The organism is Pseudomonas sp. Larv2_ips (genome assembly GCF_963879675.1).
GTDB lineage: Bacteria > Pseudomonadota > Gammaproteobacteria > Pseudomonadales > Pseudomonadaceae > Aquipseudomonas.
Genome location: NZ_CAWOAW010000022.1, coordinates 98,852 through 123,072, shown reverse-complemented (window position 1 = coordinate 123,072; position 24,221 = coordinate 98,852). Strand labels below are relative to the sequence as shown.

Here is a 24,221-nt window from a genome sequence, read left to right as displayed (position 1 = left end):
TCTGTCCTCACTGGAAGTGCATTTCTGGAACGTGGTCCGGGACGATCAGTTTACCGGCGGTCTTGCTCACAATCTCTTCAACGCTGACGCCAGGTGCGCGTTCCTTGAGGACAAAAGCGCCATTTTCGATCTCGAGGTAAGCCAGGTCCGTCAATACACGCTTGATGCACTTGGCGCCGGTCAGCGGCAGGCTGCACTGGCTGAGCAACTTGGACTCACCGTCCTTGGACGCATGGGTCATGATCACGATGATGTTTTCTGCACCGGCCACCAGGTCCATGGCGCCGCCCATGCCCTTGACCAGTTTGCCGGGAATCATCCACGAGGCGATGTTGCCTTGTACGTCCACTTCAAACGCGCCGAGCACGGTGAGGTCGACGTGGCCCCCGCGAATCATCGCGAAGGACTCGGCGGAGGAGAAGATCGAGGCGCCAATGCGCGCAGTCACGGTCTGCTTGCCGGCGTTGATCATGTCGGCATCGATGGTTTCTTCGGTAGGAAACGGGCCCATGCCGAGCAGGCCGTTTTCCGACTGAAGCATCACTTCCATGCCTTCGGGAATGTAGTTGGCCACCAGGGTCGGAATACCGATGCCGAGGTTGACGTAGAAACCGTCCTGCATTTCACGTGCGACGCGTTGAGCCATTTGTTCGCGGGTAAGGGCCATTGTTTGTCTCCTTATTATTTGGGCTGGCGGATTATTTGCGGACAGTGCGCTGTTCGATGCGCTTCTCGAAGGTGCCGCAGATGATCCGGTCGACGTAGATGCCTGGAGTGTGGATCTGCGCCGGGTCCAGCTCGCCCGGTTCGACAATTTCTTCAACTTCGACCACGGTGATCTTGCCGGCGGTGGCAGCCAGCGGGTTGAAGTTCTGGGCGGTGTGGCGATAGATGACGTTGCCGAAATGGTCGGCTTTCCAGCCTTTGACGATGGCGAAGTCGCCGGTGATGGACTCTTCCATCAGGTAGGGACGGCCATTGAATTCGCGGGTTTCCTTGCCTTCGGCGACGGGGGTGCCGACGCCGGTGGCCGTGAAGAAGGCCGGGATGCCAGCACCGCCTGCGCGCATTTTTTCTGCCAGGGTGCCTTGGGGCGTCAATACCACTTCGATTTCGCCGCTGAGCAGTTGCTTCTCGAACAGGGCGTTTTCACCGACGTAGGACGCGATCACTTTGCTGATCTGTTTTTCTTCCAACAGCACGCCGAGGCCAAACCCATCGACGCCGCAGTTGTTGGAAACCACCGTCAAGTCGCGGGTGCCTTTGCGCTTGATCTCGGCAATGAGGTTTTCCGGAATGCCGCACAGGCCAAAACCACCGGAGAGCACGGTCATCCCGTCTTCCAGGCCTGCCAGTGCTTCTTCATAGGACGCCACGCGTTTATCGAAACCTGCCATATGCACCTCTTTTATTGTGTGTGGGCCAGCCAATGACACGAGTGTTGCGCCGACGGATTGATTTGTTAAGTTGTTTTTTAAGGTTGATTGGTTTGAAAAACAGCATAATCGGTTTTAAGCCGCAAGCTTCAAGCATAGACATGCGGCAACCTCACTTGCAGCATCCGATTGGCAGCGTGGAGCTTCCTATGACCGTTAAACAGATGCGTGCCTTTCTCGCCGTGGCCCAGAGCCTGAGTTTCGCCGCTGCTTGCGAACGCCTGCACCTCTCTCAATCGGCGCTGAGCCTGACCATCAAAGGGCTGGAGGAGGGGTTAGGCGGGCGCTTGTTCAGCCGCAATACGCGCAATGTCGCGCTGACGCCTGAAGGTGAGTCGTTGTTGCCTCTGGCGCGTCGCTTGATCGCCGATTGGGACAACGCCGAGGACGAGCTGCGCCAGCGTTTCACCCTCCAGCGTGGCCGGGTCACCGTGGCGGCGATGCCGTCGTTTGCGGGCAACTTGCTGCCACCGATCCTGAAGATATTCCGCGCCCGTTACCCGCAAGTGAACGTGACGGTGCATGACCTCATCAACGAGCAGGTGCTGGAGATGGTGCGTGACCGTCAGGTGGAACTGGGCGTGGCGTTCGAGCCGTCCGAGGGTTCGTCTCTGGCGTTCACCCCGTTGTATCTGGACCGGTTTATTGCGGTAGTGCCGGGAGATTCCCCGTTGGCCCAGCGAAGCGAAATCGACTGGCAAACCTTGCTGGAGCAGCCGTTCATTACCCTGCAGCGGCCTTCCACGGTACGGGTGATGCTTGAGGAGCACCTGGGCGCGTTGCAGATGAAATTGCCGGTGGCGCTGGAGAGCCATCAATTGGCGACGGTGGGCAAGATGGTTGCCAATGGCCTTGGCGTCAGCGCCGTACCCGCGTTGTGCGCGAAACAGATGGAAGAGGCGGGCGCCTATTGCATCACGTTGAGCGATCCGGTGATCGAGCGACCGATTGGTGTGTTGACCAAGCCGGGCCATGAATTATCGGCAGCTGCGCAGGTCTTGTTCGATATTTTTCGCGATGAGGCCGCCAAAGGCCGATTCCCATCGTTTTGATCACGACGCAAAACAAATGTGGGCGCTGGCTCGTCGACGATGGCTATTTAAAACTCAACATCAGTGTTGAATATTAAACCGTCATCGCCGACGAGCCAGCGCCCACTAGTTGTCGAATATTACTTAGTAATAGCGGTCGATTACTTTAACGTTCGAGCTGTCTTTGAAAGATGCCCAGGCATTGTTAAGTGTGTCGAATACCTGCTCGATAAAGTTTTGATCGGCAGCCGCTTTCTTGCCAACATAACCCTGGCCGCGGCGATACATTTTCAGGCGCGCCGCCAGGTTGCGGTTGTTTTTATCGAACTCTTCCTCAAGGGTATGGGGCGCCACGCAGTCGATATGGACTTGACCCGATTTTTCGACCCACAGAATATGGTCGTCGAGTGTGTCTTTCTGCGCTGCGAACATCTCAGCCAATTCATCGATAGTTGGTTGGTTGTTCAGATTCATAATGTAAGCCCCTTGACCAGTTGGCGATCTATCAGTTGATTCCGTTAAAACTGCTTAGTTGTCTCCGGCTTGAAAGCCGGGCGTCAGTGACTGTCTGCCGAATACGGGCAGGGTCTTGAACCTGATGCATGTAGTCTTGCTGATGAACGGCTACGCAATGGTTTCATCGCGAAGACAAGCAGCGTTTTAGCTTCTTGTACCGATCCTTGCGGGCCGGTCAGTTTCATCAATCTGCCTTGTGGGCAGTGCACATCCGGAAAAACAGCTCGGCGGTCAGACGAGCTTGTTCAAAACACGTGTTACCAACGCTCCCGATCCGGGAGACGTCTCGATAATGCAAGGGTAAAAAGGTTACGTCAACGATTATGTAGTGATTTTTTTTGAGCACTACATAAATCGTTGTGGGGGCGGGGGAATGCGGAAAAACGTGACTTGGGCGTCATTTTTTGTGCGGTTGGTCGAAGGGGGCGAGGTCATCAATTCAGTATGGAAACCTGTGGGAACGGGCTTGCTCGCGAAGGCAGTGGGTCAGCCGGAGCGCTTTTGACTGACGCGCCGCCTTCGCGAGCAAGCCCGCTCCCACATACAGCCCTGTTCATCGTTGGTTTGTGGCGGTGTTACTGGCTCAATCGCTCGACCAGCAACGGCAACAACCGCTCACAGGACGCCTCGATCTTGACCTGCAACAGCTCATCCCCGCGTGTCTTGCCCAGGTTGATGGCAATCACCGGCTTGCCTTGCTCCACCGTCGCCTTGCACAGGCGAAATGCCGAATAGGCCATCAGCGATGAGCCCACCACCAGCAGCCCTTCAGCCTGCTGCACCGCCGCCATTGCTTTGGCCGCTGTGGCCTGGGCGACGTTCTCACCGAAAAACACTACGTCGGGCTTCAACCGTTGGCCATTGCAGTGCGGGCAGTGGGGAACTTGGAAGCGTTCTTCAAAGGCAGGATCGAGCAGCGTATCGCCATCGGGCGCTTGCACGGCATCGACGCCGGCCAGGTAGGGGTTCTGATCTTCCATCACCCGCTGGATCACATCGCGCTCGCTGCGCTGTTGGCAATCCAGGCACAGCACTCGATGCAGACTTCCATGCAGCTCGATCACATCCTGGCTACCGGCCTGGTCATGCAAGGTATCGACGTTCTGTGTAATCAGCCCGCTGATACGCTCGCGTTGTTGCAGCGTGGCCAGTGCCAGGTGAGCCTTGTTCGGCTGCGCCACGCGCACCCGTGGCCAACCCAGCATTGCCCGCGCCCAGTAGCGGCGCCGCGCTTGCGGCGTGGCCAGGAACTCCTGGTACATCATCGGCGCCTTGCCCCGACGCACACCTTCGCTGTCGCGATAATCAGGAATGCCCGACGACGTACTGATGCCCGCACCGGTCAGCACCACAAAGCGCCGCTCAGCCATCGCCCGGTGCAGGGTATCGAGGTGGTCTTCTTGATGTTCCAGCGTGTCGAGCATGGGGTCCCCTATTCGCCGCGGATGTACTGCTCCAGTTGTTTGATCAAGTCAGCCTGCTCGGCAATGGCTTCCTTTACCAGGTCACCGATGGACAACAAGCCGATCAGCTTGCCATCTTCGACCACGGGCAGGTGGCGCAGGTGACCGTCCGTCATGATGTTCATGCACTTTTCGACGCTCTGGTGAGTATCGACGGTAATCACCGGCGAACTCATGATTTCACTCACAGCAGTGGTCGCGGAAGAACGCCCCTTGAGGATCAACTTGCGCGCGTAATCGCGCTCACTGATCACTCCCACGACTTTGCCTTCGTCCACAACCGGCAAGGCCCCGACGTTTTTGGCAGCCATCTGGATCAATGCCTCCATCACCGTCTGGTGCGACTTGATGGTGTGGACCTCCTGATTCTTCTGGTCCTTGGCTTTGAGCACTTGTGCGACGGTTTTCATGGCGGCCACTCCGGTGTTGTTGTTAGGAAGTCAGCAGGTCCCTTACAGAATCCTAGACGGGCTACGGGGCTGCAAGGTCCAAAGCGGCGTTAAACCCGTCGAAAAACGTCATTCGCTGGATTTTTTCGTCTTTCAGCCGGCATTTGTCGGCTTTTTCCCCCGCTTGGTACCGGCCGTAGGCTTGCGTGGCGCCGTCTTGCGTTTCTTTTTCCATGGCGTGGCGCCTCGACCTGCCGGGCTGGCTGGGCCGGTGATGGTCATGCGCATACCATTGCAGCGCGCCACTTGCTTGCTCATCCACGCCGCCTGCTTGGCGACGAATTCTTCCAGGCTCATTTCACCGCTTTGCACCATGTCCAGCGCCTGTTCCCAGATCGCAGTGGTGCCTGGGTCGGCAATGGCTCGAGGTACGGCGTCGATCAGGCTGAATGCGGCCGCAGTGGCCGAGAGTGACTTACCGTTTTTGATCAGGTAACCACGGTCCAACAGCCCCTGGATAATTCCGGCGCGGGTGGCCTCGGTGCCGATGCCGGTGGTGTCCTTGAGTTTTTGCTTGAGCAGCGGGTCTTCCACCAGCTTGGCGACGTTTTTCATCGCCTTGATCAGGTCGCCTTCGGTGAATGGTTTGGGCGGTTGGGTCCACAGGTCTTTGAGATTGACCTTGGCCACCGCGTAGTCCTGGCCCTGCGCCAACGCCGGCAAGGCTTGCGGCGCGGGTGCCTCGCGCCCCTTTGCCGGGGCCAGCGCTTCGGGCAGCGCGCGTTTCCAGCCCGGCTCGATGACCACCTTGCCGACCGCGCGCAGCGCTTGGCCTGCGCAGTCGAAATCCGCCTGGGTGCGATCGTATTCATGGTTAGGCAGGAACTGGGCCAGGTAACGTGCGCGGATCAGGGTGTAGACCGCACGGTGTTTACCGGTGAGCTGCCCCACATCCTTACCGGCCCCGGTGGGAATGATGCCGTGGTGCGCGCTGACCTTGGCGTCGTTCCAGGCCCGTGAACGACGCTGGGGATCGATATGCGGCATCAGTTCATTCACTGCTGGGTCCGCGCGCCCCAGCGCAGCTAAAATTTTCGGCGCGTCGCTGTGCTGGCTCAACGGCAGGTAGCCGCAATCACTGCGCGGGTAGGTGATGACCTTGTGGGTTTCGTAGAGTGACTGGGCGATATCCAGGGTTTCCTGGGCACCGAGCCCCAGTTTTTTGGAGCAGATTTCCTGCAGGGTGCCAAGATCGAAGGGCAGGGGCGCCACCTCGCGCATGCGCTCGGTGCGCAACTTCACCAGCCGCGCAGTGGCGGCGTTGCGCATGGCATCGGCAGCGTCGCGGGCCACCTGCGGGTTGAGGCAGCGGCCTTGGTCGTCACACGCATCATCCGTGGCGCGCCATTGGGCGGTGAAGGTCATGCGCTCATGGCGCAGATCGACATCGATGGCCCAATAAGCCACCGGCACAAAGTCGGCGATGCTGCGGTCGCGGTCCACCACCAGGCGCAGGGTTGGCGTTTGCACCCGGCCCACCGGCAACACGCCTTGATAGCCGGATTGGCGCCCAAGCAAGGTAAACAGACGGCTCATGTTCATGCCGATCAGCCAGTCGGCGCGCGAGCGACCCAGCGCCGAGTGGTACAGGCTGAAGGTTTCGGCGCCCGGCTTGAGCGCGGCCAGGGCTTTGCGAATGGAGGCGTCATCCAGCGCCGACAGCCATAGCCGCTGGATCGGGCCGCGATAACGGCAATGCTCGACCAACTCCCGGGCGATCATCTCGCCCTCACGGTCGGCGTCGGTGGCGATCACCAGGTCCTGGGCTTCTCCCAGCAAACGCTTGACTGCCTTGTACTGGCTGGCAGTCTTGGGCTTGACCTGCATCTTCCATTTTTCCGGGACGATCGGCAGATCGGCCAGCACCCAGCGCTTGTATTTGGCGTCGTAGGCGTCGGGCGGGGCGGTTTCCAGCAGGTGGCCAATGCACCAGGTGACTGTGACCCCATTGCCCAGCCAGCAACCGTCGCCGCGCCGGCTGGCGCCGAGCACGGCCGCGATATCCTTGGCCTGGGAGGGTTTTTCACAGAGGTACAGCCGCATGGTCATCACATCAGATCGGGTTGATGCCTTGCAGGATGCTGAGTCAGAGGGATTTGAGCAACCATTATCTGTATGGATGTACAGCAAAGTGTGTGAGTGCCACAAAGCAAAAGTGGGAGCGGGCTTGCTCGCAAAAGCGGAGGATCAGTCAACGAATGTGTCGACTGGCACACCGCCTTTGCGGGCAAGCCCGCTCCCACAAGGGGTCTCAGGCGTCGTGAAGATCAGTTGTTATTGATGTCCACATGTCGGGTTTCCTTGAGGCAGAACAACCCCACAATCAGACTCACGCCGGTCACCACCACCGGGTACCACAAGCCATAGAAAATGTCGCCGGTGTACACCACCAGAGCAAATGACACAGTCGGCAGGAAACCGCCAAACCAGCCGTTACCGATGTGATAGGGCAGCGACATCGAGGTGTAGCGGATACGCGTCGGGAACAGTTCCACCATCAACGCTGCCAGTGGGCCGTAGCACATGGCCGCGATCAGGATCAGCACCACGATCAGCACCACCACCATGACCTTGTTGACCTGTGCCACATCCGCCGAAGTCGGGTAGCCGGCGAGTGTCACCGCACCGCGCAGGGCCGCTTCGTCGTAACCGTCGATGCGCACGTCACCCACGCTTACCTGCACCGGGCTGCCGGCCGGCGCCGCAGAACTGCTGTACGGCAGGCCTTGCTTGACCAGGAAGGTCTTGACCTTGTCGCACGGGCTGTCAAAACGCGCCTTGCCCACCGGGTCGAACTGGAAGGTGCACGTGGCCGGGTCGGCCAGCACGGTAATCGGCGCCTGATGGCTGGCCTGGTCCATCGCCGGGTTGGTGTAATGCGCGAGGCCCTTGAAGATCGGGAAGTACAGGGCGGTCGCCAGCAGCAGACCGAGCATCAGCACCGGTTTGCGCCCGATTTTGTCCGACAGCCAGCCAAACAGGATAAAAAACGGCGCGCCGATCACCACGCTGATAATCAGCAGCATGTTGGCCAGCGCCGGGTCCATTTTCAGGAATTGGGTGAGGAAGAACAGCACATAGAACTGCGCCGCGTAGAACGTCACCGCTTGCCCACCGTTGATGCTGAACAGCGCGATCAGCACCACCTTGAGGTTTTCCCATTTGCCGAACGACTCGCGGATCGGCGACTTGCTGGCCTTGCCTTCCTCTTTCATTTTCAGGAACGCCGGCGACTCGTGCAGGCTCATGCGGATCCAGGTGGAAATGCCCAGCAGCACGATGGAAAACAGGAACGGAATCCGCCAGCCCCAGACTTCGAACTGGTCGCCGGTGAAGTAACGGCAAGCCAGCACCACCAGCAGCGACAGCAGCAGGCCGAGGGTGGCGGTGGATTGAATCCAGCTGGTGTGCAGGCCGCGTTTGCCGGCCGGCGCGTGCTCGGCCACATACGTGGCAGCGCCGCCGTACTCACCGCCCAACGCCAGGCCCTGCAACATGCGCAGCACGATCAGGATGACCGGCGCGGCAATGCCAATGCTGGCGTAGGTCGGCAGCAGCCCGACACAAAACGTCGCCACGCCCATCAGGATGATGGTGACGAGAAAGGTGTACTTGCGCCCGATCATGTCACCCAGGCGACCAAACACCAGCGCGCCGAACGGCCGCACCACAAAGCCGGCCGCGAAGGCCATCAAGGCAAAGATAAACGCCGTGGTGTCGTTGACCCCGGCAAAGAACTGTTTGCTGATCACGGCCGCCAGAGCGCCGTAGAGGAAAAAGTCATACCACTCGAACACCGTCCCCAGAGACGAGGCGAAGATGACTTTTCTTGATTCGCTGCCGGTGCTCGCACGAACGGCCGAGCCCAGGGGTTGAGCATGTTCTGACATCGGGTAACCCTCACAGTGATTATTTATTGTTGTTCCACTGTCGGCGCCAACCTCGGCGCCGGTTGTCTCTCTGTAGGCGCCGGCCAGCCGGACGCCTGCAGGTCACGCGGGTGTGGTCATTTCTCTTTCCGGGGCAAGATTCCTTGTGTTCGGCGAAAGGATCAACTGCGCGGCTTTCTCCGCAATCATCAGTGTAGGTGAGCAGGTGTTACCCGACGTGATGCGTGGCATCACCGAAGCATCGGCGATGCGCAAACCCGGCACGCCATGTACGCGCAGTTGAGCATCGACTACAGCGTCTTTGTCGCTGCCCATGCGGCAGGTGCCCACCGGATGGAAAATCGTCGTACCGATGCGCGCGGCGGCTTCGTGCAGTTGCGCTTCGGTCTGCAATGAATCGCCCGGCAGGTATTCCACCGGCTTGAACTGGCTCAAGGCGGGTGCGGCGACGATGCGGCGCGTCAGGCGAATCGCGTCGGCGGCCACGCGCAAATCTTGCGGATGGCTGAGGTAGTTGGGCCGAATCAACGGCGCATCTGCCGGGTTGGCCGAGCGAATGTCGATACGGCCGCGACTTTGCGGGCGCAGGTCGCAGACCGAGGCGGTAAACGCCGGGAACGCATGCAACGGCTCGCCAAAACGCTCCAGTGACAGCGGCTGCACATGGTATTCAAGGTTGGCCGAGGTCTGTTCGGGGCCGGAGCGGGCAAACGCGCCGAGCTGGCTGGGCGCCATCGACAGCGGGCCGCTGCGGTCATACAGGTAGCGCAGGCCCATGCCCATTTTGCCCCACAGGGTGCCCGCGATCTGGTTCAGGGTGCGCGCGTTTTCCAGTTTGTAGATCAGGCGCAGTTGCAGATGGTCCTGCAGGTTGCCGCCCACGCCGGGCAGCTCATGCACCACGTCGATGCCCAATGGTTTGAGCACATTGGCAGGGCCGATCCCCGAGCGTTGCAGGATGCCCGGCGAGCCCACGGAGCCGGCGCACAGCACGATTTCCTTGCGCGCTTTCCAGCTCATCTGCTGGCCGTTCTGACGCCCGAGCACCTGAGAGGCTCGGCCGTTTTCCAGCAACACGCGGTCCACTTCGACCTCGGTCAGCACGGTGAGGTTGGGCCGCTGGCGGATCGGCTTGAGAAACGCCTTGGCCGCATTCCAGCGCACGCCGGCCTTCTGATTGACCTGGAAATAGCCGCAGCCCTCGTTATCGCCGGTGTTGAAGTCGCTGATCGGCGCGATGCCGCTTTGCGCCGCTGCATCGCGAAAGGCATCCAGGATCGGCCAGTGCAGGCGCTGTTGCTCCACGCGCCACTCGCCGCCGTCGCTGTGAAATTGCGAATCGCCGGCGAAGTGGTTTTCGCTTTGTTTGAACAGTGGCAGCACGTCTTTCCAGGCCCAGCCCGGGTTGCCCTCGGCCGCCCAGCCGTCGTAATCCTGGGCCTGGCCGCGCATGTAGATCATGCCGTTGATCGATGAGCAGCCACCCAGCACCTTGCCGCGTGGGTAACTCAACGCACGGCCTTGCAGGCCTTCCTGGGCTTCGGTCTTGAAGCACCAGTCGGTGCGTGGGTTACCGATGCAGAACAGGTAGCCGACGGGAATATGGATCCAGGGGTAATTGTCGCGGCCGCCAGCTTCAAGCAGCAGCACGCGGTGGGCGGGGTTGGCGGACAGTCGATTGGCCAGCAGACAGCCTGCGGGGCCGGCGCCTACTACCACGTAATCGTATTCAGCAGCTGCAATGGGCATCTGAGGCCTCGCTTGTTTTTCTTATTGGCTCCATCCTAGTTGTTAGTTTTCGTCTTAAAAATGTTAGTTTTTACCCAGCTGCTGTGCGTTTTTAAACAGTGCCTGTAACCACTGACATGAGCGCAACTACTGACTGTCCACGCAAGGGAGGCGATATGTTCGACTGGAACGACCTGCGGTTCTTTCTCGAATTGCAACGCAGCGGCCGCTTGCTCACCGCTGCCCAGCGCCTGAAAACCACGCACGCCACCGTCGCCCGGCATATCGAGGCCATCGAAAAGAGCCTGGGGACTGCGCTTTTTGTGCAGCACGCACAGGGTTACGAGCTGACACCGTCCGGCGAAGCCCTGCTCAAACACGCTGAGGCCATGGAAAACGTCGCGTTGCTGGCCGAAGACGAACTCACCCATTGCGCCGCGCCCCTGGGCAAGATCCGCCTCGGCGTGGCTGAAGGGCTGGGCGTGATGTTTCTTGCCAGCCGCATGGGCGGGCTGTTTGAGCGTTACCCAGGCTTGGAAGTCGAACTGGTGGCCGTGCCGCGCTTTGTCAGCATTCTGAACCGGGAAGCGGAAATCAGCATTCACCTCGAACGCCCCAGCGTCGACCAGCTTGTCACGCGCAAACTCACCGACTACCGCCTCGCGCTGTATGCCAGCCGCGCGTATCTGGAGCGCAACCCGCCGATTGAAAAGCGCGAAGACCTGGCCGTACATGCGTGGATCGACTACGTGGATGACTTGCTGTTCAGCCAGGAACTCAAATTCCTCAGCAGCTTCTGCCGCAACCCCAAAGTGGTGTTCCACAGCACCAGCGTGATCGCCCAGCACCAGGCGGCACGCTCGGGGTTGGGCATCGCTGTGTTGCCGTGCTTTATGGCGGCGGGTGATCCGGACCTGGTGGCGTTGTTGCCGACGGAGGGCATTCAGCGCAGCTACTGGATCAGCTCACGCCGGGAGCTGCACAAGTCGGTACGGCTGCGGGTGTTGTGGGATTACGTGGTGGAGTTGTGCGCAAGGGAGCAGGGGTTGCTGCTCGGCGAATCCAGCTGAAGCAACCGGATCACACCTGTGGGGAGCAGCGCTTGCCTGCAACACGGCATCCTTCTGATGGCATGAGATCCACGTGTGGGCGCTGGCTTGCCTGCGATGCAAACACCTCGGTCGATCAGGCATGACCAGTGGATGCCATCACAGGCAAGCCAGTGCCCACATTGGATTTGCGTTTACGCTGCCTTCAGAGCTTTACCACCTGATGCACCTGTTCGGCACAGGTGCGCGCCTCGTCAATCATTTTGCCAAACGCTTCGCTGGCGACCTCGGCGTGAGTCAGCCAACGCGTTTTCTGGCTCAGGCGATAGTGATAACGCAGCCCGTCGTCCGTGCGCGTACCGTCCAGGTCCAGGTCGTACCAGGGCGAGCGCACCTGGCAGCCGGGGATGGCTTTTTCCATCTTCGCGCCAGTCAGCGTGAAGCTGTAGTCGTAGGTCTGCGGGTTGCCCAGGTACAGGTCGGCCTGTTGATTGTGACGGCGGTAGTTGATGAAACCATCCCAGCGCCCGTTGAGTGACTCATCGGTATAGACGTAGTCATTCGCGAGTTTTTCCAGGGCACGCTGGTCGTTCAGGGTAGCGTGAACAGCGTAGCCGTCGTGCACCACAAAGGCCGTGGGTTGGCGGGTGATCTGGCAGTCGCTGATCTCGTTGCCAAAGTGCGCGCAGAGGTTCTGGTCGGTGGCAGTGGTGCCTTGTTGGCGGTCATCCACGCTCATTTGCATCAGCGGCAGGCGGCTGAAGGTGATGGTCGCCTGGGTGGCACCATTGCCCTGTTTGTCGAAGTGCACCTGTTTGTCCAGGCGCAGGGCGGTTTCGGGGCGTTCCAGCGGGATCTGTTCTTCGCGCACTTGGCCCTGAGCATTGTTGACCAGCACCCAGCGGTCCTGGATGTCGGGCAAGGTCTGGCCTGGGGCGAACACCGGGTTGGTCGGGTCGAGCCACCAGACCTGGCCGTCCACTTCGGCGCGCACGATCGCATGGTTCGGTGCATTGGTGCCGGGGATCAACAAGGCATATGCCACGTCGCCGCGGCTGACCCAGGCGGTTTCAGCCTTGATGCCGATGGCCTTGAGCATCGCCGTCAGCAGAATAGCGAGGTCCTTGCAATCGCCATAACCGTGCTGCTCGATTTCCGCCAGGTTGAACGGCACGTAGCCGCGCTCTGTAGCGCGCCAATCGCCCAGGTAGCGGTAGTGATCGTTGATGTGCTGCATCAGCGCGGCCACCTGTTCTGCCGGCGCCAGGCCGCCGGCTGCAGCCACTGCGGCGGCGGCTTGCGCAGGCAGCCTGGCGGCAAGTATCTGGTTGTAACGCTGGGCAAAATCACCGAAATACGCCTGGCGATCCACGGTGCTGCCCACTTCCAGGCGCGGAATGCGCTGTAGCGCAGCGCTGGACGATTCGTTGATGTAGTTGAGGTAGGTCGGGGCTTCTTGCTCCACGTCCAGCGTCTTGCCGTTGGCCGACGGGGTTACGGTGAAACCGTCGAACAGCTCACTGCGCCACTGGATCGGCCGTTCGGCGGTAAAGCGCGCCTTGACGTGGTCGCGACGGAACGCGCTGGGGCCGAAGGTGAGGGCATAGTGAAACTGACTCACCAGCGGTTTGGCCGCGCGATGTTCGCGCACGGTGAAGCGAATCTGTGTGCCCACGCGCAGGTTCGGGAAGGCGAGGGAGGTCTGCTTGTCGCGACTGAAACCCTGGTCCGGATTGGGCGCGGTGCGGGTGTCGATTTGCGTGGCGTCCAGCGCCACCGGCTTGGCACCTGGCTGGGTGGAGTGCGCGCTGATGACCTCAAAGGTGTCGCCTTCGGCGTAATCGAAGTCAATGCGCGAGAGCATTTCGCGGCCGTTGGGTTTGAGGATCGTGTAGTGCTGGGTGGTGGTGCAGTCGGTGCTGGCGTCGCGGTTGAAGTGGCAATGCAGCTCGGTGTCACTGGCCAGCGGCGCTTCGGCCATGGGTTGGAGTGCGGCGTTAACAGGATGGGTAACCAGCCCCAGGCTGATGACAATCAAACAGCGGTGAAACGAAAAACGGTGCAAACGGTACATTGGCGCCTCGGGTGAAACATTGAAACAACTACCCAACGGGCAGTGAGAAGGCGCCGGATGATAATGGATCGCAACAACAAAGGCCAGGATTGTTCGACAATTTATCTGGCTGAAAGGCCCGTGCTAGAGCCTTTTGCTTGATTTGGGTCAGGGTTTTAGCAGTTCAAACTCCGCGCTGCCGAGTTGCTCGCCATTGACCAGCACATGCACCCGATGCGTGCCTGGGTAGTGCTTACGCGTGGTCAGCTCACGAATAGGGTGTTCGCGCCGAATGCTGTGGTGTTCGCCCGCGCCCAAGGTGAATGCCTTGAGTTTGAACACCTTGGCCGCACTGTGGCCGGCGCTTTTCACATAGTCGATGGCGTAATCCACCACCAGTTTTTGGGGCGCGGCAGCGGTGGATTCGAGGCTCAATGACAGCGTGATGCGTTCGCCCAGGTTGATCACGGCTGGCGTGACGGCCAGGTGATGAATCTTCACCTCGGCCTTGGCCCCGGCGCCGATGATCGTCAGTGCGCGGGTGTTGCCTTGCTTGATCAGGTTGCGTAAGGCGTGGCGGGCGATCCAGGCGGTATGCGGGTTGTCCAGGTTCCAGCCTTCGATCAGGCCGAGTACCCATTCCGGATGGTCCTTGGTGATGTCGTTGAGGTGGTTTGCCACCGACTTGCGCACGTACAGGCTGCTGTCGGCGTTGAGGTTGTCGAGAATCGACGCGCACAGCGCGGGGTTGGCCTGCACCTCGGCCAGGCGAAAAGACCACGGCAGGCGAGGGCGCGAGCCTTCGCTGGCCAGGCGGCGCACGTGTTCGTTGGCATCCAGCGACCATTGCTGCATGACCGCCAGGGTGCGCTGGAAGTCGTTCAGCAAGAAAGGGCGGATGGCAAATTCGGCAGAGCCAAAAGTGGTGAAGTACTTGAGCGCGGCCATGGATCGCCTGAAGTCACCCTGGCCGTAAGTTGCCACGTAGTGCGGCAGGCACAGGCACACAAACGCGCTGTTCAGGCGCGGCGCAAGGGCGTAAAGCAGCTTGAGCGTTTGCGCGTAATCCAGCGCTATCGCGGCGTGCAGGCTGTCGCTGACCCGCGCCACGCGCTGCATCACCGACAACTCGGCAAGCCCGGCCTTGGCGTGCTTGAGAAAACCCTTGGCGTCGAACGCGGGGTACACCGCAGACATCTCTCGGGCGATGTGCTGCAGGCGTTCTGCGTTGAAGATTTCCTTGAGGGCTGGCGCGCTTTGCTCGGGCATCGGTGCTTCCTGAGTGTTAGAGAAACCAGCGGTATTCCCGCGCGTTGATCTCTTGTTGAAAAGCCAGATGGTCCTGGCGTTTGTTCTCGCAATACACGTCGACAAATTCTGCGCCCAGCTTATCGCGCACAACCGGCTGATGTTGCATGGCGCGCACGGCGTCGAGCATCTCAAGGGGAAAGTCGGTGCCGCTGAGGCGGTCTTCGTTCAAGGGCGCGATGGGTTCTTGCCTGGCTTCAAGGCCATGCTCAAGCCCTGCCAGGATCGCCGCCAGAACCAGATACGGGTTGGCATCCGCACTGGCCAGGCGGTGCTCGATACGCAGGTTGCGCGGGTCTGATTCGGGAATGCGCACGCACGCATCGCGGTCTTCAAAGCCCCAGCTGGCGCGGGTCGCGGCGTTGACCGTGCCACCCAGGCGGCGGAAGGCGTTGTGGTTGGGCGAGAAAATCGGCATGCAGTGCGGCAGCAATTCCAGGCACCCGGCCACGGCATGGCGCAGCGGTTGCTGCTGGTGCGCGGCGAGCAGGTTATTGCCCGCCGCGTCGTAGAGGCTGACATGCACATGCATGCCGCTGCCGGGAAATTGCAGGTAAGGCTTGGCCATAAAGCTGGCACGGTAACCGTGCTTGAGCGCCACGCCACGCGTGCTGCGGCAGAACAGGGCGGCCCAGTCGGCGGCGCGCAGGCCGTCATCGAGGTGGCCGAAATTGATTTCGAACTGGCCCGGGCCGATTTCGGCGGTGATCACCGTAATATCGATGCCTTGGTCCTTGGCGGTTTGCGCCATGTCGTCGAGCACCTCGCTGAAGCGCGACAGCCGTTCGATATGCAAGTTGGGCTGGTCATCGGCGTCCTCGCTCAGCGGGTCGCGGGCGAATTGCGGCAGGCCGTTGTCGAGTTTTTTGTCGAACAGGTAGAACTCCAATTCGAAGGCCACCACCGGATGAATGCCCTTGTGCTGCAGGCGTTCGAGCACCTTGGCCAGCACTTCGCGCGGTTCGAACTCGATCGGCGCCTCGGTGCCGTCCGAGGTGATCAGCATCTGCCCCAGCGGCTGCGACTCCCAACTTACCGGCTTGAGAGTGCCTGGCACCAGACGGCGGTTGGCGTCCGGATCGCCGTCGTGGAAGCAATAATCACCAATCTTGAACAGCCCGCCCTGTGCGCCGAGCAGCACGGCGTTTTGCGGCAGCTTCAGCGGGCTGCCTGCGGCGACCTTTTCCAGCATGTCCACCGGGTAGCGCTTGCCGTAGAAATGCCCCGGAATGTCCAGGGCGATCAGGTCGACGTAACGCACCTCGGGGTGGTTCTGGCGAAAGGTCCGTACTTCGGCCAGCAATGTGGAAGACTGGTTTTTCACGGGTGTTGCTCCTAGTTGTAAACCCACAGCACGCGGGCGGGCAGGTCAGTCAGGTTGGCGTAACGGCAATGGGCGAAACTGGCCAGGTGGAAGCTGTCGCCAGGGCCGAGGGTGACCGAGTCCGGCTGGCCTTCCACCCACAGCGTCAACTCGCCCTCCAGCACAAACCCGGCCTGCTCGGCGCGGTCGCTCATGGTTTGTTCACCGCTGTTGGCGCCGGGTGCGAGCAGGCTGTCGAGCATCGAAAAGGCGCCGTTCATGCTCGGCGAGACCAGGATGTCGGTGATGCCGTTGGCGTAGTACACCGTGCGTCGCTCGTTGGGGCGCGTGACCCAGTCCACCGCCTTGGGTTTGGGCAGGCTGTAGAAGTACGTGGTGGGCACGTCGAGGGCATGGCTGATGGCGGTCAAGTCGGCCACGGTCGGGCGCGACAGGCCACGTTCGACCTGAGACAGGAAACCCACCGAGCGCTCGATTTTTTGCGCAAGTTGCGCCAGGGTGAGTTTCTTGTGTTTGCGCAGGTCGTGGATCAGCGCGGCCAGGGTGGCGAGTTCTTGTTGTTGGTTCATGAAATTTATGTCGAGAAATTTCATGAAAAATTACAGGATTAATTTCATGGGGGCAAGGCTGATGGAACTTGAAGCGCATCTGTTTTCGTTAGAGCAAGCGCTGCAGCAGAGCTCTATACGCAGCGATGCCGCGCAGCTTGAACGTTTGCTGGCGGATGACTTTGTCGAATTTGGCGCCAGTGGCAATGTCTGGAGCAGTAAGGCCCAAGTGATTGCCGGGTTGCAGGATGAGGCTTTCAGTGCGCGCCGCATGACGGAGTTTGCGGTGAAAGCACTCAGTGACGGGGTGGCGCTGGTGACTTATCGCGGTTGCCGCGAAGGCGTCGGGGAATCGTTGCGCAGTTCAGTGTGGCGGCAGGAAGAAGGGCAGTGGCGGATGGTGTTCCATCAAGGCACGCCGGTGTAACCCCTCGCCACAAGGATTGAAGGCGGGCTGAATGATTCCGTGCGCTCGCGGTCCGAACCTGGGTACGCATCATTCATTGAAGGAGCACCCATGAAGTCCAAAACCCTAGCTGCTTGCCTGTTGCTGACCGCGGGCCTGTCCACCGCCAGCTTTGTCGTGCAGGCCGGTGATACCCCGCAGGAAACGGTGAAGCCTTCGAGCATCAACGCGCGCGATTTGAAAGAAGGCGACCGCGCCCCGGACATGCTGATGCGCAAGGAGTCGGCCGTCAGCGACTGGAAGAAACGCGGCCTCAAGCAACCCGAAGAAGACAGCCAATGGGCTCGCGTGGGTGACAAGTTCGTGCTGCTCAAAACCACCAACGGCACGATTCTCGAGATCACGCCCGTCAAGAAATGACCGGTCTTTTTTGCCTGGTCTTGCGTTAAGGTAACCGACCCCACAAGTCGCGTTACCTCAAACGGATGAGAGCAGGATGCTTGCCACCATCAGAAACTACCCGCGCACCGTTAACCTGTTGCTGTCCGCCACGTTACTGCTGACGTTGGCCAAGGCCATTACCTTTCCCTATCTGGTGATTTACCTCACCCGTCACTTCGGCCTCGACATTACTCAGGTTGGCTTGGTGATCGGCAGTTCGCTGATTGTCGGCTCATTGCTCAGCGTGTATGGCGGCTTTCTGGTGGACCGCGTGAACAGCTACAGGCTGTTGTTGGGCTTGAGCGCGCTGTTTGTGCTGGGGTTTATCGGCACCGTCGTGGCTCAGGGCATCTGGCTGTTCTACAGCTGCCTGATCCTGATCAACCTGGCCTATGCGGTCATCGACATCGCCATCAAGGCCGGCTTCGCCAGCTTGCTGCCCGAAGACGCGCGCAGCGAAGTGTTTTCCATCAAATACACCCTGACCAATATCGGCTATGCCGTCGGCCCGTTCTTTGGCGCAATGGTGGCCAAGGTGGATATCAGCTTGCCTTTCGTCCTCTCGGCGCTCCTGGGCCTGGGGTTTTTCCTGCTGTACTGGCGCTGGGGTGATCGCAGCCTGGCCAGCGTCGATGCCACGCACAAACCGCTGGCGTTTCTCGCCGTCGGTCGTGTGCTGCTGAGCGACCATCGCCTGGTGTGTTTCACCTTTGGTGGCGTGCTCAGTGCAGTGGTGTTCGGTCAGTTCACGGCGTATCTGTCGCAGTACCTGGTGACAACCACCACCGCGCAATATACCTACACCGTGATCAGCGCCGTGCTCACCACCAACGCCGCACTGGTGATTGCCTTGCAGTATGTGATTGGCCGGCGCATCTCGCACCGCCACCTGAGCCAGTGGCTGATCGCTGGCCTGGGCATGTTTATGCTGGGGGTGATCGGCTTTGCCCTGGCCACCAGCGTGCTGTGGTGGGTGCTGGCAATGGCGGTGTTTACCGTGGGGGAGATTATCGTGTTTCCGGCCGAGTACATGTTTATCGACCGAATCGCCCCTGACCACCTGCGCGGCATGTATTACGGGGCACAGAACCTGTCCAGCCTGGGCGCCGCGCTGGGGCCGGTGTTGTGTGGGCTGGTGTTGGCCAGCCTGCCGGCCCACTACATGTTTTACATGCTGGGGGCGTTTACCGTCGGTGGTGGGGTGTTCTATTTCATGGGTGCGTCGTTGAAGGCAAATCATCCAACGTGAGCTTGCCGACGTTGTTGCTTTGCAATTCGTAGCGCAGCTCTTCCACCATTTTTTCCACTTCCTGCGGGGTCTGCAGCCGATTGGTGCTGATCCCGGTCACCACCAGGTCGACCCGACCGGTCTGGGCGTCGAACACCTTGAGGGTCAGTGAAGCGTCCCGGCACAAGGTGAACTCGCAGGTCAGCGGCGACAGGCCTTCTTCGATGCAATTGCGCAGTTGAGAAAGGGTGAACATCTTGCTCAGCCTCCTCAACGACGGCGCAGCAACAGGCCCACCAGCAGGCCTACACCGGCGACGACAGCGACGGTAGCCAGCGGTTTGTTGCGGGTGAAATCACTGACGGTATCCAGCGCGTCGCCATAGGTCTGCTGCAGTTGCCCGGCGGCCTGGCGCGCAACGCCTTCGGCTTGCAAATGCTCATCACCGGTCAGGTCGCCAAGAAAACCCTGGGCCTTGCCTGCAACTTTCTCGACGGCGCCTTTGACTTGTTCGCTTTTCATAGTGCATTCCTTCAAGAGATCAAACCAATACGGCACGGGACTCAAAGCCCTGTGCCCACCCTTCAAGGTTAAGCACCTCGATCTACGCAAATAAGGCGAATTTGCACCGGTCCTACTAGTGCATTTGCACTTTATTTCTTGCTTTTTACGCGTAATTCCCCGGCGAACAGCCCGCGTTCACGGGCCCAGACAATCGCCGCACTGCGGCTGTGCACCCCCAGTTTGGAGTACACCGTGGCCACGTGGTTACGCACGGTGTTGGGCGCCAGTTTCAGGCGCGAGGCGATCTCCTTGTCGGCCAGGCCTTCGCAGATCAAACCCAGCACATCGCGTTCACGGGCCGTCAGGTCGGTGAAGGCCACGTTCGGCAAATTGGGGCTGTTGACACTCTTGGCGTTGGCCAGTTTTTCGATCAGCGTCTGGCTGAACCAGGAGGCGTCCTGCATCACTTCCTCGATGGCCGCCACCAGCTCCAGCTCCGAGCGTTTGCGTTCGGTGATGTTCATCATTACCAGCAAATAGCACGGCACATCCTGGATCAGCACCGTGTCGGCGGAGACCACGCAATCGATCACCTCGCTGCCTTTTTTGCGCACCTTGAGGTCGAGGCCGTCGAGGTTGCCGGCTTTTTCCAGCGTCGCAAACAGCTGCGCGCCTGCCTGGGGATTGTCGATGAAGTGAATGTCTTCGATGGTCTTGCCGATCAGCTCTTCACTGGTGTAGCCCGTGATGTTCATGAACGCTTCGTTGATATCCACCACCTGCCGGTTGGCGGCGCTGCACACCAGGGTCGGCACCGGCGTCAGGCGGAACGATTTGGCAAAGCGTTCCTCGCTCTGGCGCAGGGCAATTTCCGCCTTGCGCCTTGGCTCCAGGTCGGTGAAGGAAAACAGCATGCAGTCTTCCTCGTTCATGTCCAGCGGCTGGCCCGCGACGATCACCAGTTTGCTGCCGCCTTCGGGCAGGCGCAGCTCGGCCTGCATCTGCGGGATGGTTGCACCTTCACCCAGGCGCTGGATGGCCAGGTCCTTGCGCTCGGCCTGTTCCAGCACGTCCAGTTCATACACCGAGCGCCCGATGACCTGATCGCGGCTGTAGCCGGTCATTTCCAGAAACCCCTGGTTGACCTTGATATAGCGCAGGTCGCTCAAGCGGCAGATCACGGCGGGCGCCGGGTTGGCGTTGAAGGTTTTCTCGAAGCGCTGCTCGGCGCTGGCCCACTCGGTGGCATCGCTGAGGATCAGCACCAGCAGCTCCGGCTCACCCTGAGTGTCGGTCAGCACCAGGCTGCGCAAGCGGTGCACCCAGCTACGGTTTTCGTCGGCGGCGGGGGTGACTTCCACCACCACATCGCTGAACTCTTCACCAGCTGCCACGCGGCTGAGCGGGTAGCTGTCCAGCGGCAACGGATGGTTGTTGCGATAGCGCAGCGCGAACCGCTTGGCGTATTGCGCAGTATTGACCCCCAACGCCTCAATCTCGCTGACCCCGTGCATGGTCAACGCCGCTTCGTTGGCCCAGAGGATAGTCTGGTCAACCTCGGCCAGGATCACGCCGTCGGACAGTCCGGAGATGATCTGCTGCAATTGGCGGCGGTTGGTTTCTTTGGCAAGAACGTCCTGGGTCATGGTCTCTCCGGAGTATGGGCGCATGGCAGTTACGACACTCGGGCTTGAGGATAGTGCAGAGAAATTGCCCGGCGCGGGGTGCGAATGCACCAGACGCCCTGGTGCATTTGCGCGAGGACGGCCGTCCCTGCGCTCGCCAGACTAAAACGGTCAATCACTCAAAGGATTAATCATGACCACTGTCTATGAAACCAATCGTTCACCGTTTCGCGTGTCCTGGAGCTCTGTGCTGGCCGGTAGTGCAATTGCCCTGGTGACCTACCTGGTGCTCAGCGTGCTGGGCACGGCCATCGGCGCCAGCGCGGTCGACCCGATGCAAGCCGGTAACCCGTTGCGTGGCTTCGGCACGGGCGCCGGGATCTGGCTGTTTGTGTCGACGCTGGTCGCCATTGCAGTCGGTGCATTTGTAGCGGGGCGTACCGCGCCGGATCGCGGCGGCCTGCATGGTGTGCTGACCTGGACACTGACCACGCTCTTCACCACCTGGCTGCTGGCGGCGCTGGCGTCAAGCGTGGTGGGCACGGCGGGCAATGTCGTCGGCAAAGGCCTGTCGGCTGCCGGCAGCGGCATCGCCGCCGCAGCGCCAGGCATCAGCGACAGCGTCAAGCAGCAGCTGGACGAGCAGGGCATCCACCTGGATTGGAACAGCCTGCAAGGCCAACTCGACACCTTGCTCAAGCAAAGTGGCAAGCCTGAACTGGACCCGGCCAACGTCGAGCAGAAAACCGACCAGGCTGCCGCCGATGGCAAGCAGACGGCCACGGATGCCGCGACCAACCCGGCCCAGGCCGGTGATCAGCTCAAGCAGTGGTTCGAGCGCGTGAAAGCCTCCGGTGAACCTGCGTTGAATGCGGCGGATAAAGACGCGCTGGTCAACATCGTTGCGGCCCGTACCGGCAAGAGCAAAGAGCAAGCCACGCAAATCGTCGACAACTATGCGCAGGCTTATCAGCAAGCCATGCAAAAGGTCGATGAGCTCAAGCAACAGGCCGAGCAGAAGGCCCGTGAAGCAGGCGAAGTCGCCGCCAAACAGCTCTCGCGTGCAGCCTGGAGCACCCTGGCCATGCTGCTGTTGGGTGCGGCCCTGAGCTTCTTCGTCGGCCGCACGGCGTTGACCACACGCCGCGTACCGTTGGCTTAACCGTGTCAGCGGCAGGGACGCCGCTTTCCACTGATCCCAAACATGCTAGTGTCAGCGCTCCATTCCCGTGCAGTGCCTGGCGATGCGTGATATCTACAGCGTCTTCAACGCCAACGACACCTATGAAACGTCGGCCCACGCCCATGACGCGTTCATGCTGATGGTGCCCGAGCGTGGTGTGTTGCGTTTCAAGGATGAAGACAGCGGGCGCAGCGCGGTGCTCAACCGCCAGTTCGTGTGCGTGCCGCCGCAGCGCAGCCATTCCTCCTCGTCACTCACTGCCCGCCAGGGCCACCTGGCGTTGTACGTCGACCCTGACTACATGCGTTACGCGCTGCGCGATCTGGCCGGGGACGCCAACCGCCTGCTGCGTGCGCCCACCCTGGGCATCTGGCAAACCTCTGCGCCGCTGCACCCTCTGTTGCTGGCGAAGAAAGCCTTGAGCCAACCCGACCCCTTCGTTGATCGCCGCCGCCAACTGGCCCAGGTCGATCACTTGTTACTGCTCGAATGCCTGACGATTACCCTCAGCCAGCCAAGCCTGCAACGCTCCTGCACAGAGCGCCATGGCGCCAGGCTGGTACGTGACGTGAAAGCGTATGTCGAGGGCAATCTTGAGCAGGCGCCGGGGCTGGACGAATTGGCTGCGGTGTTTCATCTGTCGCGTCGGCACCTGACCCGCTTGTTTGCCTTGCACACTGGCGAGACGGTGCTGGCGTTCGTGCAGCGCTTGCGTGTGGAGCGCGCACAAACCCTGCTGCGGCATACGCGCATGTCGGTGCTGGAGATCGCCCACAGCGTCGGCTACGAATCACCGTCGCACCTGGCCCACGTGTTTCGGCGGGTGCTGGGCAGGTCGCCGGATGAGTGGCGGCGCGGCTGACATGCCTGGGTCACACTCGCCCCCTGTGGGCGCTGGCTTGCCTGCGATAGCATCACCGCGGTCTGACTGAACAACCGAGCTGCCTGCATCGCAGGCAAGCCAGCTGCCACAGTTGGTTCGGTTCCTTCAAATCGATTGCCAATTTTTCATGGCCCGATCCCGCGCATGATTCGGCCCGATCCCGTGCGCTACACGGCGGTCATCGGTTCATCCTGTGTTCTTCACCCACTCAAGGGAGAGGCGAATGACGCCCGAGGTTCACCTGGTCAATGTATTTTGCGCCGCCCCGCGCGGCGGCAACCCGGCGCCCACGGTGGTGCTGGCAGATGGCATGAGCGATGCGGACATGCAGCAGGTCGCCCGCGCCTATGGGCATGAATGTGGTTTTGTGTTCGCCGCCCCCGTGGGCAGCGACTTCGATTTTGCCCTGCGGTTCTGGGTGCCCAACCACGAAATGCAGATGTGCGGCCACGCCACGGTTGGCGCCATCTGGTTGCTGGACCGGCTCGGCCTGTTGCACAAGCAGCAACTGGCGCTCTGGACCTTGAGTGGGCGGGTCGATGCGCGCGTGATTGACGCAGGTATGCCACAGGTTCAGGTCGAAATCAGTCAGCCCAAGGGCCAGGTCGCCACCCTGGGCGATGCCGATGTCGAAGCCGACATTCTCTCGGTGCTGGGCATCACCGCCAACGAACTGGCGCCGTTGCCGATTCAGAACGCCTGCACCAGCCGTGTGAAAACCCTGATCGCGCTCAAAAGCGTGGCGGTGCTGGACAGCCTCAACCCCGACTATCGCCGTATTGAGCAACTGTGCGAGCGCATCGGCTCCACCGGCCTGTACCCCTACGCGAAGTCCGACCTTGAAGGCCGACAATTCGATGCACGGCAATTTCCCAAGTCTTCTGGCTACCCCGAAGACGCTGCTACCGGCATCGCCGCCGCCGCGCTGGCGTTTGGCCTGCTGGAAAATCAGCTGGTCAGCGCCGATGAGCGCCCGGTGCATATTCGCCAGGGCAGGGCGATGGGGCGGCCGTCGCAGATTTCCCTGCGGTTTCGCCGGGATGCGGCGGGGCAGGTTCAAGGGTGCTGGCTGGGTGGGCCGGTGGAATTTGCCGAGGCGCATTCATGAGCCTTCGGGGCCGCATCGCTGCCTTGGGCCCGGTGCTGCCCGCTCCCA

Annotated in this window: 23 protein-coding genes; 8 read left to right on the top strand and 15 right to left on the bottom strand. The window is 60.8% G+C overall.

Annotation, left to right across the window (positions count from 1 at the left end):
• Positions 1-7: 7 nt before the first annotated feature.
• Both AACV02_RS15895 and AACV02_RS15890 read right to left on the bottom strand, forming a co-directional pair.
• A complete protein-coding gene (locus AACV02_RS15895; protein ID WP_017135011.1) occupies positions 8-667 on the bottom strand; it encodes a CoA transferase subunit B in 660 nt (219 codons plus the stop codon).
• A gap of 31 nt (positions 668-698) precedes the next feature.
• Positions 699-1,397 carry a CoA transferase subunit A gene (locus AACV02_RS15890; protein ID WP_010211319.1) on the bottom strand — a complete coding sequence of 233 codons (699 nt, stop codon included), beginning with the start codon at positions 1,395-1,397 and terminating at the stop codon, positions 699-701.
• A 188-nt stretch (positions 1,398-1,585) separates the two neighbouring features.
• Here AACV02_RS15890 and AACV02_RS15885 point away from each other — a divergent pair, with 188 nt between their 5' ends.
• Positions 1,586-2,488 (top strand): LysR family transcriptional regulator, encoded by a 903-nt coding sequence (locus tag AACV02_RS15885; protein ID WP_106579930.1) that lies wholly within the window; start codon positions 1,586-1,588, stop codon positions 2,486-2,488.
• Positions 2,489-2,611: 123 nt separating this feature from the next.
• Here the strand turns inward: AACV02_RS15885 and AACV02_RS15880 are convergent, their stop codons facing one another.
• From AACV02_RS15880 to AACV02_RS15855, 6 genes are all read right to left on the bottom strand, one after another.
• Positions 2,612-2,941 (bottom strand): hypothetical protein, encoded by a 330-nt coding sequence (locus AACV02_RS15880; protein ID WP_106579931.1) that lies wholly within the window; start codon positions 2,939-2,941, stop codon positions 2,612-2,614.
• A gap of 617 nt (positions 2,942-3,558) precedes the next feature.
• Positions 3,559-4,407, bottom strand: a complete 849-nt coding sequence (locus AACV02_RS15875) for an NAD-dependent protein deacetylase (RefSeq protein WP_119735513.1) — start codon at positions 4,405-4,407, stop codon at positions 3,559-3,561.
• A gap of 8 nt (positions 4,408-4,415) precedes the next feature.
• Positions 4,416-4,856: a CBS domain-containing protein gene (locus AACV02_RS15870; RefSeq protein WP_106579933.1), complete on the bottom strand. Its 441-nt coding sequence runs from the start codon at positions 4,854-4,856 to the stop codon at positions 4,416-4,418.
• 132 nt (positions 4,857-4,988) lie between these two features.
• Positions 4,989-6,938, bottom strand: coding sequence for a DNA topoisomerase III (locus tag AACV02_RS15865; protein ID WP_119735525.1), 1,950 nt, complete (start codon positions 6,936-6,938; stop codon positions 4,989-4,991).
• 224 nt (positions 6,939-7,162) lie between these two features.
• Entirely contained in the window at positions 7,163-8,785 is a 1,623-nt protein-coding gene (locus tag AACV02_RS15860) for an MFS transporter (protein ID WP_119735512.1), read from the bottom strand.
• Between the two features lie 102 nt (positions 8,786-8,887).
• Positions 8,888-10,534 carry a GMC family oxidoreductase gene (locus tag AACV02_RS15855; protein ID WP_119735511.1) on the bottom strand — a complete coding sequence of 549 codons (1,647 nt, stop codon included), beginning with the start codon at positions 10,532-10,534 and terminating at the stop codon, positions 8,888-8,890.
• 155 nt (positions 10,535-10,689) lie between these two features.
• Between AACV02_RS15855 and AACV02_RS15850 the strand changes: the two genes are divergently transcribed.
• Positions 10,690-11,583: a LysR family transcriptional regulator gene (locus tag AACV02_RS15850; RefSeq protein WP_119735510.1), complete on the top strand. Its 894-nt coding sequence runs from the start codon at positions 10,690-10,692 to the stop codon at positions 11,581-11,583.
• 184 nt (positions 11,584-11,767) lie between these two features.
• Here AACV02_RS15850 and AACV02_RS15845 read toward each other — a convergent pair whose 3' ends face one another.
• The 4 genes from AACV02_RS15845 to AACV02_RS15830 all read right to left on the bottom strand — a co-directional run bounded on the left by AACV02_RS15845 (position 11,768) and on the right by AACV02_RS15830 (position 16,816).
• Entirely contained in the window at positions 11,768-13,627 is a 1,860-nt protein-coding gene (locus AACV02_RS15845; RefSeq protein WP_119735524.1) for a DUF3857 domain-containing transglutaminase family protein, read from the bottom strand.
• Between the two features lie 156 nt (positions 13,628-13,783).
• Positions 13,784-14,884, bottom strand: a complete 1,101-nt coding sequence (locus AACV02_RS15840; RefSeq protein ID WP_119735509.1) for a DNA alkylation repair protein — start codon at positions 14,882-14,884, stop codon at positions 13,784-13,786.
• Between the two features lie 16 nt (positions 14,885-14,900).
• On the bottom strand, positions 14,901-16,247 hold the full coding sequence (locus tag AACV02_RS15835) for a glutamine synthetase family protein (protein ID WP_119735508.1): 1,347 nt from the start codon (positions 16,245-16,247) through the stop codon (positions 14,901-14,903).
• A gap of 11 nt (positions 16,248-16,258) precedes the next feature.
• A complete protein-coding gene (locus AACV02_RS15830; RefSeq protein ID WP_106580015.1) occupies positions 16,259-16,816 on the bottom strand; it encodes a helix-turn-helix domain-containing protein in 558 nt (185 codons plus the stop codon).
• Between AACV02_RS15830 and AACV02_RS15825 the strand changes: the two genes are divergently transcribed.
• The 3 genes from AACV02_RS15825 (at position 16,815) to AACV02_RS15815 (ending at position 18,891) form a co-directional block, all read left to right on the top strand.
• Complete coding sequence (locus AACV02_RS15825) at positions 16,815-17,222, top strand: nuclear transport factor 2 family protein (protein ID WP_256680204.1); 408 nt, start codon at positions 16,815-16,817, stop codon at positions 17,220-17,222. The genes AACV02_RS15830 and AACV02_RS15825 overlap by 2 nt on opposite strands.
• 90 nt (positions 17,223-17,312) lie before the next feature.
• Positions 17,313-17,621 carry an RcnB family protein gene (locus tag AACV02_RS15820; protein ID WP_106579940.1) on the top strand — a complete coding sequence of 103 codons (309 nt, stop codon included), beginning with the start codon at positions 17,313-17,315 and terminating at the stop codon, positions 17,619-17,621.
• 76 nt (positions 17,622-17,697) lie between these two features.
• Positions 17,698-18,891 (top strand): MFS transporter, encoded by a 1,194-nt coding sequence (locus AACV02_RS15815; RefSeq protein ID WP_119735506.1) that lies wholly within the window; start codon positions 17,698-17,700, stop codon positions 18,889-18,891.
• On the opposite strand, the gene AACV02_RS15810 is transcribed toward AACV02_RS15815, so the two are convergent.
• The 3 genes from AACV02_RS15810 to AACV02_RS15800 form a co-directional block, all read right to left on the bottom strand.
• Positions 18,854-19,126 (bottom strand): DUF1652 domain-containing protein, encoded by a 273-nt coding sequence (locus tag AACV02_RS15810; protein ID WP_106579942.1) that lies wholly within the window; start codon positions 19,124-19,126, stop codon positions 18,854-18,856. The genes AACV02_RS15815 and AACV02_RS15810 overlap by 38 nt on opposite strands.
• A gap of 14 nt (positions 19,127-19,140) precedes the next feature.
• Positions 19,141-19,392 carry a CsbD family protein gene (locus tag AACV02_RS15805; protein WP_106579943.1) on the bottom strand — a complete coding sequence of 84 codons (252 nt, stop codon included), beginning with the start codon at positions 19,390-19,392 and terminating at the stop codon, positions 19,141-19,143.
• A gap of 131 nt (positions 19,393-19,523) precedes the next feature.
• Positions 19,524-21,020, bottom strand: coding sequence for a PAS domain S-box protein (locus AACV02_RS15800; RefSeq protein ID WP_106579944.1), 1,497 nt, complete (start codon positions 21,018-21,020; stop codon positions 19,524-19,526).
• Between the two features lie 172 nt (positions 21,021-21,192).
• Between AACV02_RS15800 and AACV02_RS15795 the strand changes: the two genes are divergently transcribed.
• From AACV02_RS15795 to AACV02_RS15785, 3 genes are all read left to right on the top strand, one after another.
• A complete protein-coding gene (locus tag AACV02_RS15795; RefSeq protein ID WP_106579945.1) occupies positions 21,193-22,161 on the top strand; it encodes a hypothetical protein in 969 nt (322 codons plus the stop codon).
• An 82-nt stretch (positions 22,162-22,243) separates the two neighbouring features.
• Positions 22,244-23,044 (top strand): AraC family transcriptional regulator, encoded by an 801-nt coding sequence (locus tag AACV02_RS15790; RefSeq protein WP_119735505.1) that lies wholly within the window; start codon positions 22,244-22,246, stop codon positions 23,042-23,044.
• Between the two features lie 244 nt (positions 23,045-23,288).
• Entirely contained in the window at positions 23,289-24,173 is an 885-nt protein-coding gene (locus AACV02_RS15785) for a PhzF family phenazine biosynthesis protein (protein ID WP_119735504.1), read from the top strand.
• Positions 24,174-24,221: the final 48 nt, after the last annotated feature.

Coding starts and splice junctions, on each gene's coding strand:
- AACV02_RS15895 (WP_017135011.1), bottom strand. CDS start 667: ATGGCCCTTACCCGCGAACAAATGGCTCAACGCGTCGCACGTGAAATG.
- AACV02_RS15890 (WP_010211319.1), bottom strand. CDS start 1,397: ATGGCAGGTTTCGATAAACGCGTGGCGTCCTATGAAGAAGCACTGGCA.
- AACV02_RS15885 (WP_106579930.1), top strand. CDS start 1,586: ATGACCGTTAAACAGATGCGTGCCTTTCTCGCCGTGGCCCAGAGCCTG.
- AACV02_RS15880 (WP_106579931.1), bottom strand. CDS start 2,941: ATGAATCTGAACAACCAACCAACTATCGATGAATTGGCTGAGATGTTC.
- AACV02_RS15875 (WP_119735513.1), bottom strand. CDS start 4,407: ATGCTCGACACGCTGGAACATCAAGAAGACCACCTCGATACCCTGCAC.
- AACV02_RS15870 (WP_106579933.1), bottom strand. CDS start 4,856: ATGAAAACCGTCGCACAAGTGCTCAAAGCCAAGGACCAGAAGAATCAG.
- AACV02_RS15865 (WP_119735525.1), bottom strand. CDS start 6,938: ATGCGGCTGTACCTCTGTGAAAAACCCTCCCAGGCCAAGGATATCGCG.
- AACV02_RS15860 (WP_119735512.1), bottom strand. CDS start 8,785: ATGTCAGAACATGCTCAACCCCTGGGCTCGGCCGTTCGTGCGAGCACC.
- AACV02_RS15855 (WP_119735511.1), bottom strand. CDS start 10,534: ATGCCCATTGCAGCTGCTGAATACGATTACGTGGTAGTAGGCGCCGGC.
- AACV02_RS15850 (WP_119735510.1), top strand. CDS start 10,690: ATGTTCGACTGGAACGACCTGCGGTTCTTTCTCGAATTGCAACGCAGC.
- AACV02_RS15840 (WP_119735509.1), bottom strand. CDS start 14,884: ATGCCCGAGCAAAGCGCGCCAGCCCTCAAGGAAATCTTCAACGCAGAA.
- AACV02_RS15825 (WP_256680204.1), top strand. CDS start 16,815: ATGAAATTTATGTCGAGAAATTTCATGAAAAATTACAGGATTAATTTC.
- AACV02_RS15830 (WP_106580015.1), bottom strand. CDS start 16,816: ATGAACCAACAACAAGAACTCGCCACCCTGGCCGCGCTGATCCACGAC.
- AACV02_RS15820 (WP_106579940.1), top strand. CDS start 17,313: ATGAAGTCCAAAACCCTAGCTGCTTGCCTGTTGCTGACCGCGGGCCTG.
- AACV02_RS15815 (WP_119735506.1), top strand. CDS start 17,698: ATGCTTGCCACCATCAGAAACTACCCGCGCACCGTTAACCTGTTGCTG.
- AACV02_RS15810 (WP_106579942.1), bottom strand. CDS start 19,126: ATGTTCACCCTTTCTCAACTGCGCAATTGCATCGAAGAAGGCCTGTCG.
- AACV02_RS15805 (WP_106579943.1), bottom strand. CDS start 19,392: ATGAAAAGCGAACAAGTCAAAGGCGCCGTCGAGAAAGTTGCAGGCAAG.
- AACV02_RS15800 (WP_106579944.1), bottom strand. CDS start 21,020: ATGACCCAGGACGTTCTTGCCAAAGAAACCAACCGCCGCCAATTGCAG.
- AACV02_RS15795 (WP_106579945.1), top strand. CDS start 21,193: ATGACCACTGTCTATGAAACCAATCGTTCACCGTTTCGCGTGTCCTGG.
- AACV02_RS15790 (WP_119735505.1), top strand. CDS start 22,244: ATGCGTGATATCTACAGCGTCTTCAACGCCAACGACACCTATGAAACG.
- AACV02_RS15785 (WP_119735504.1), top strand. CDS start 23,289: ATGACGCCCGAGGTTCACCTGGTCAATGTATTTTGCGCCGCCCCGCGC.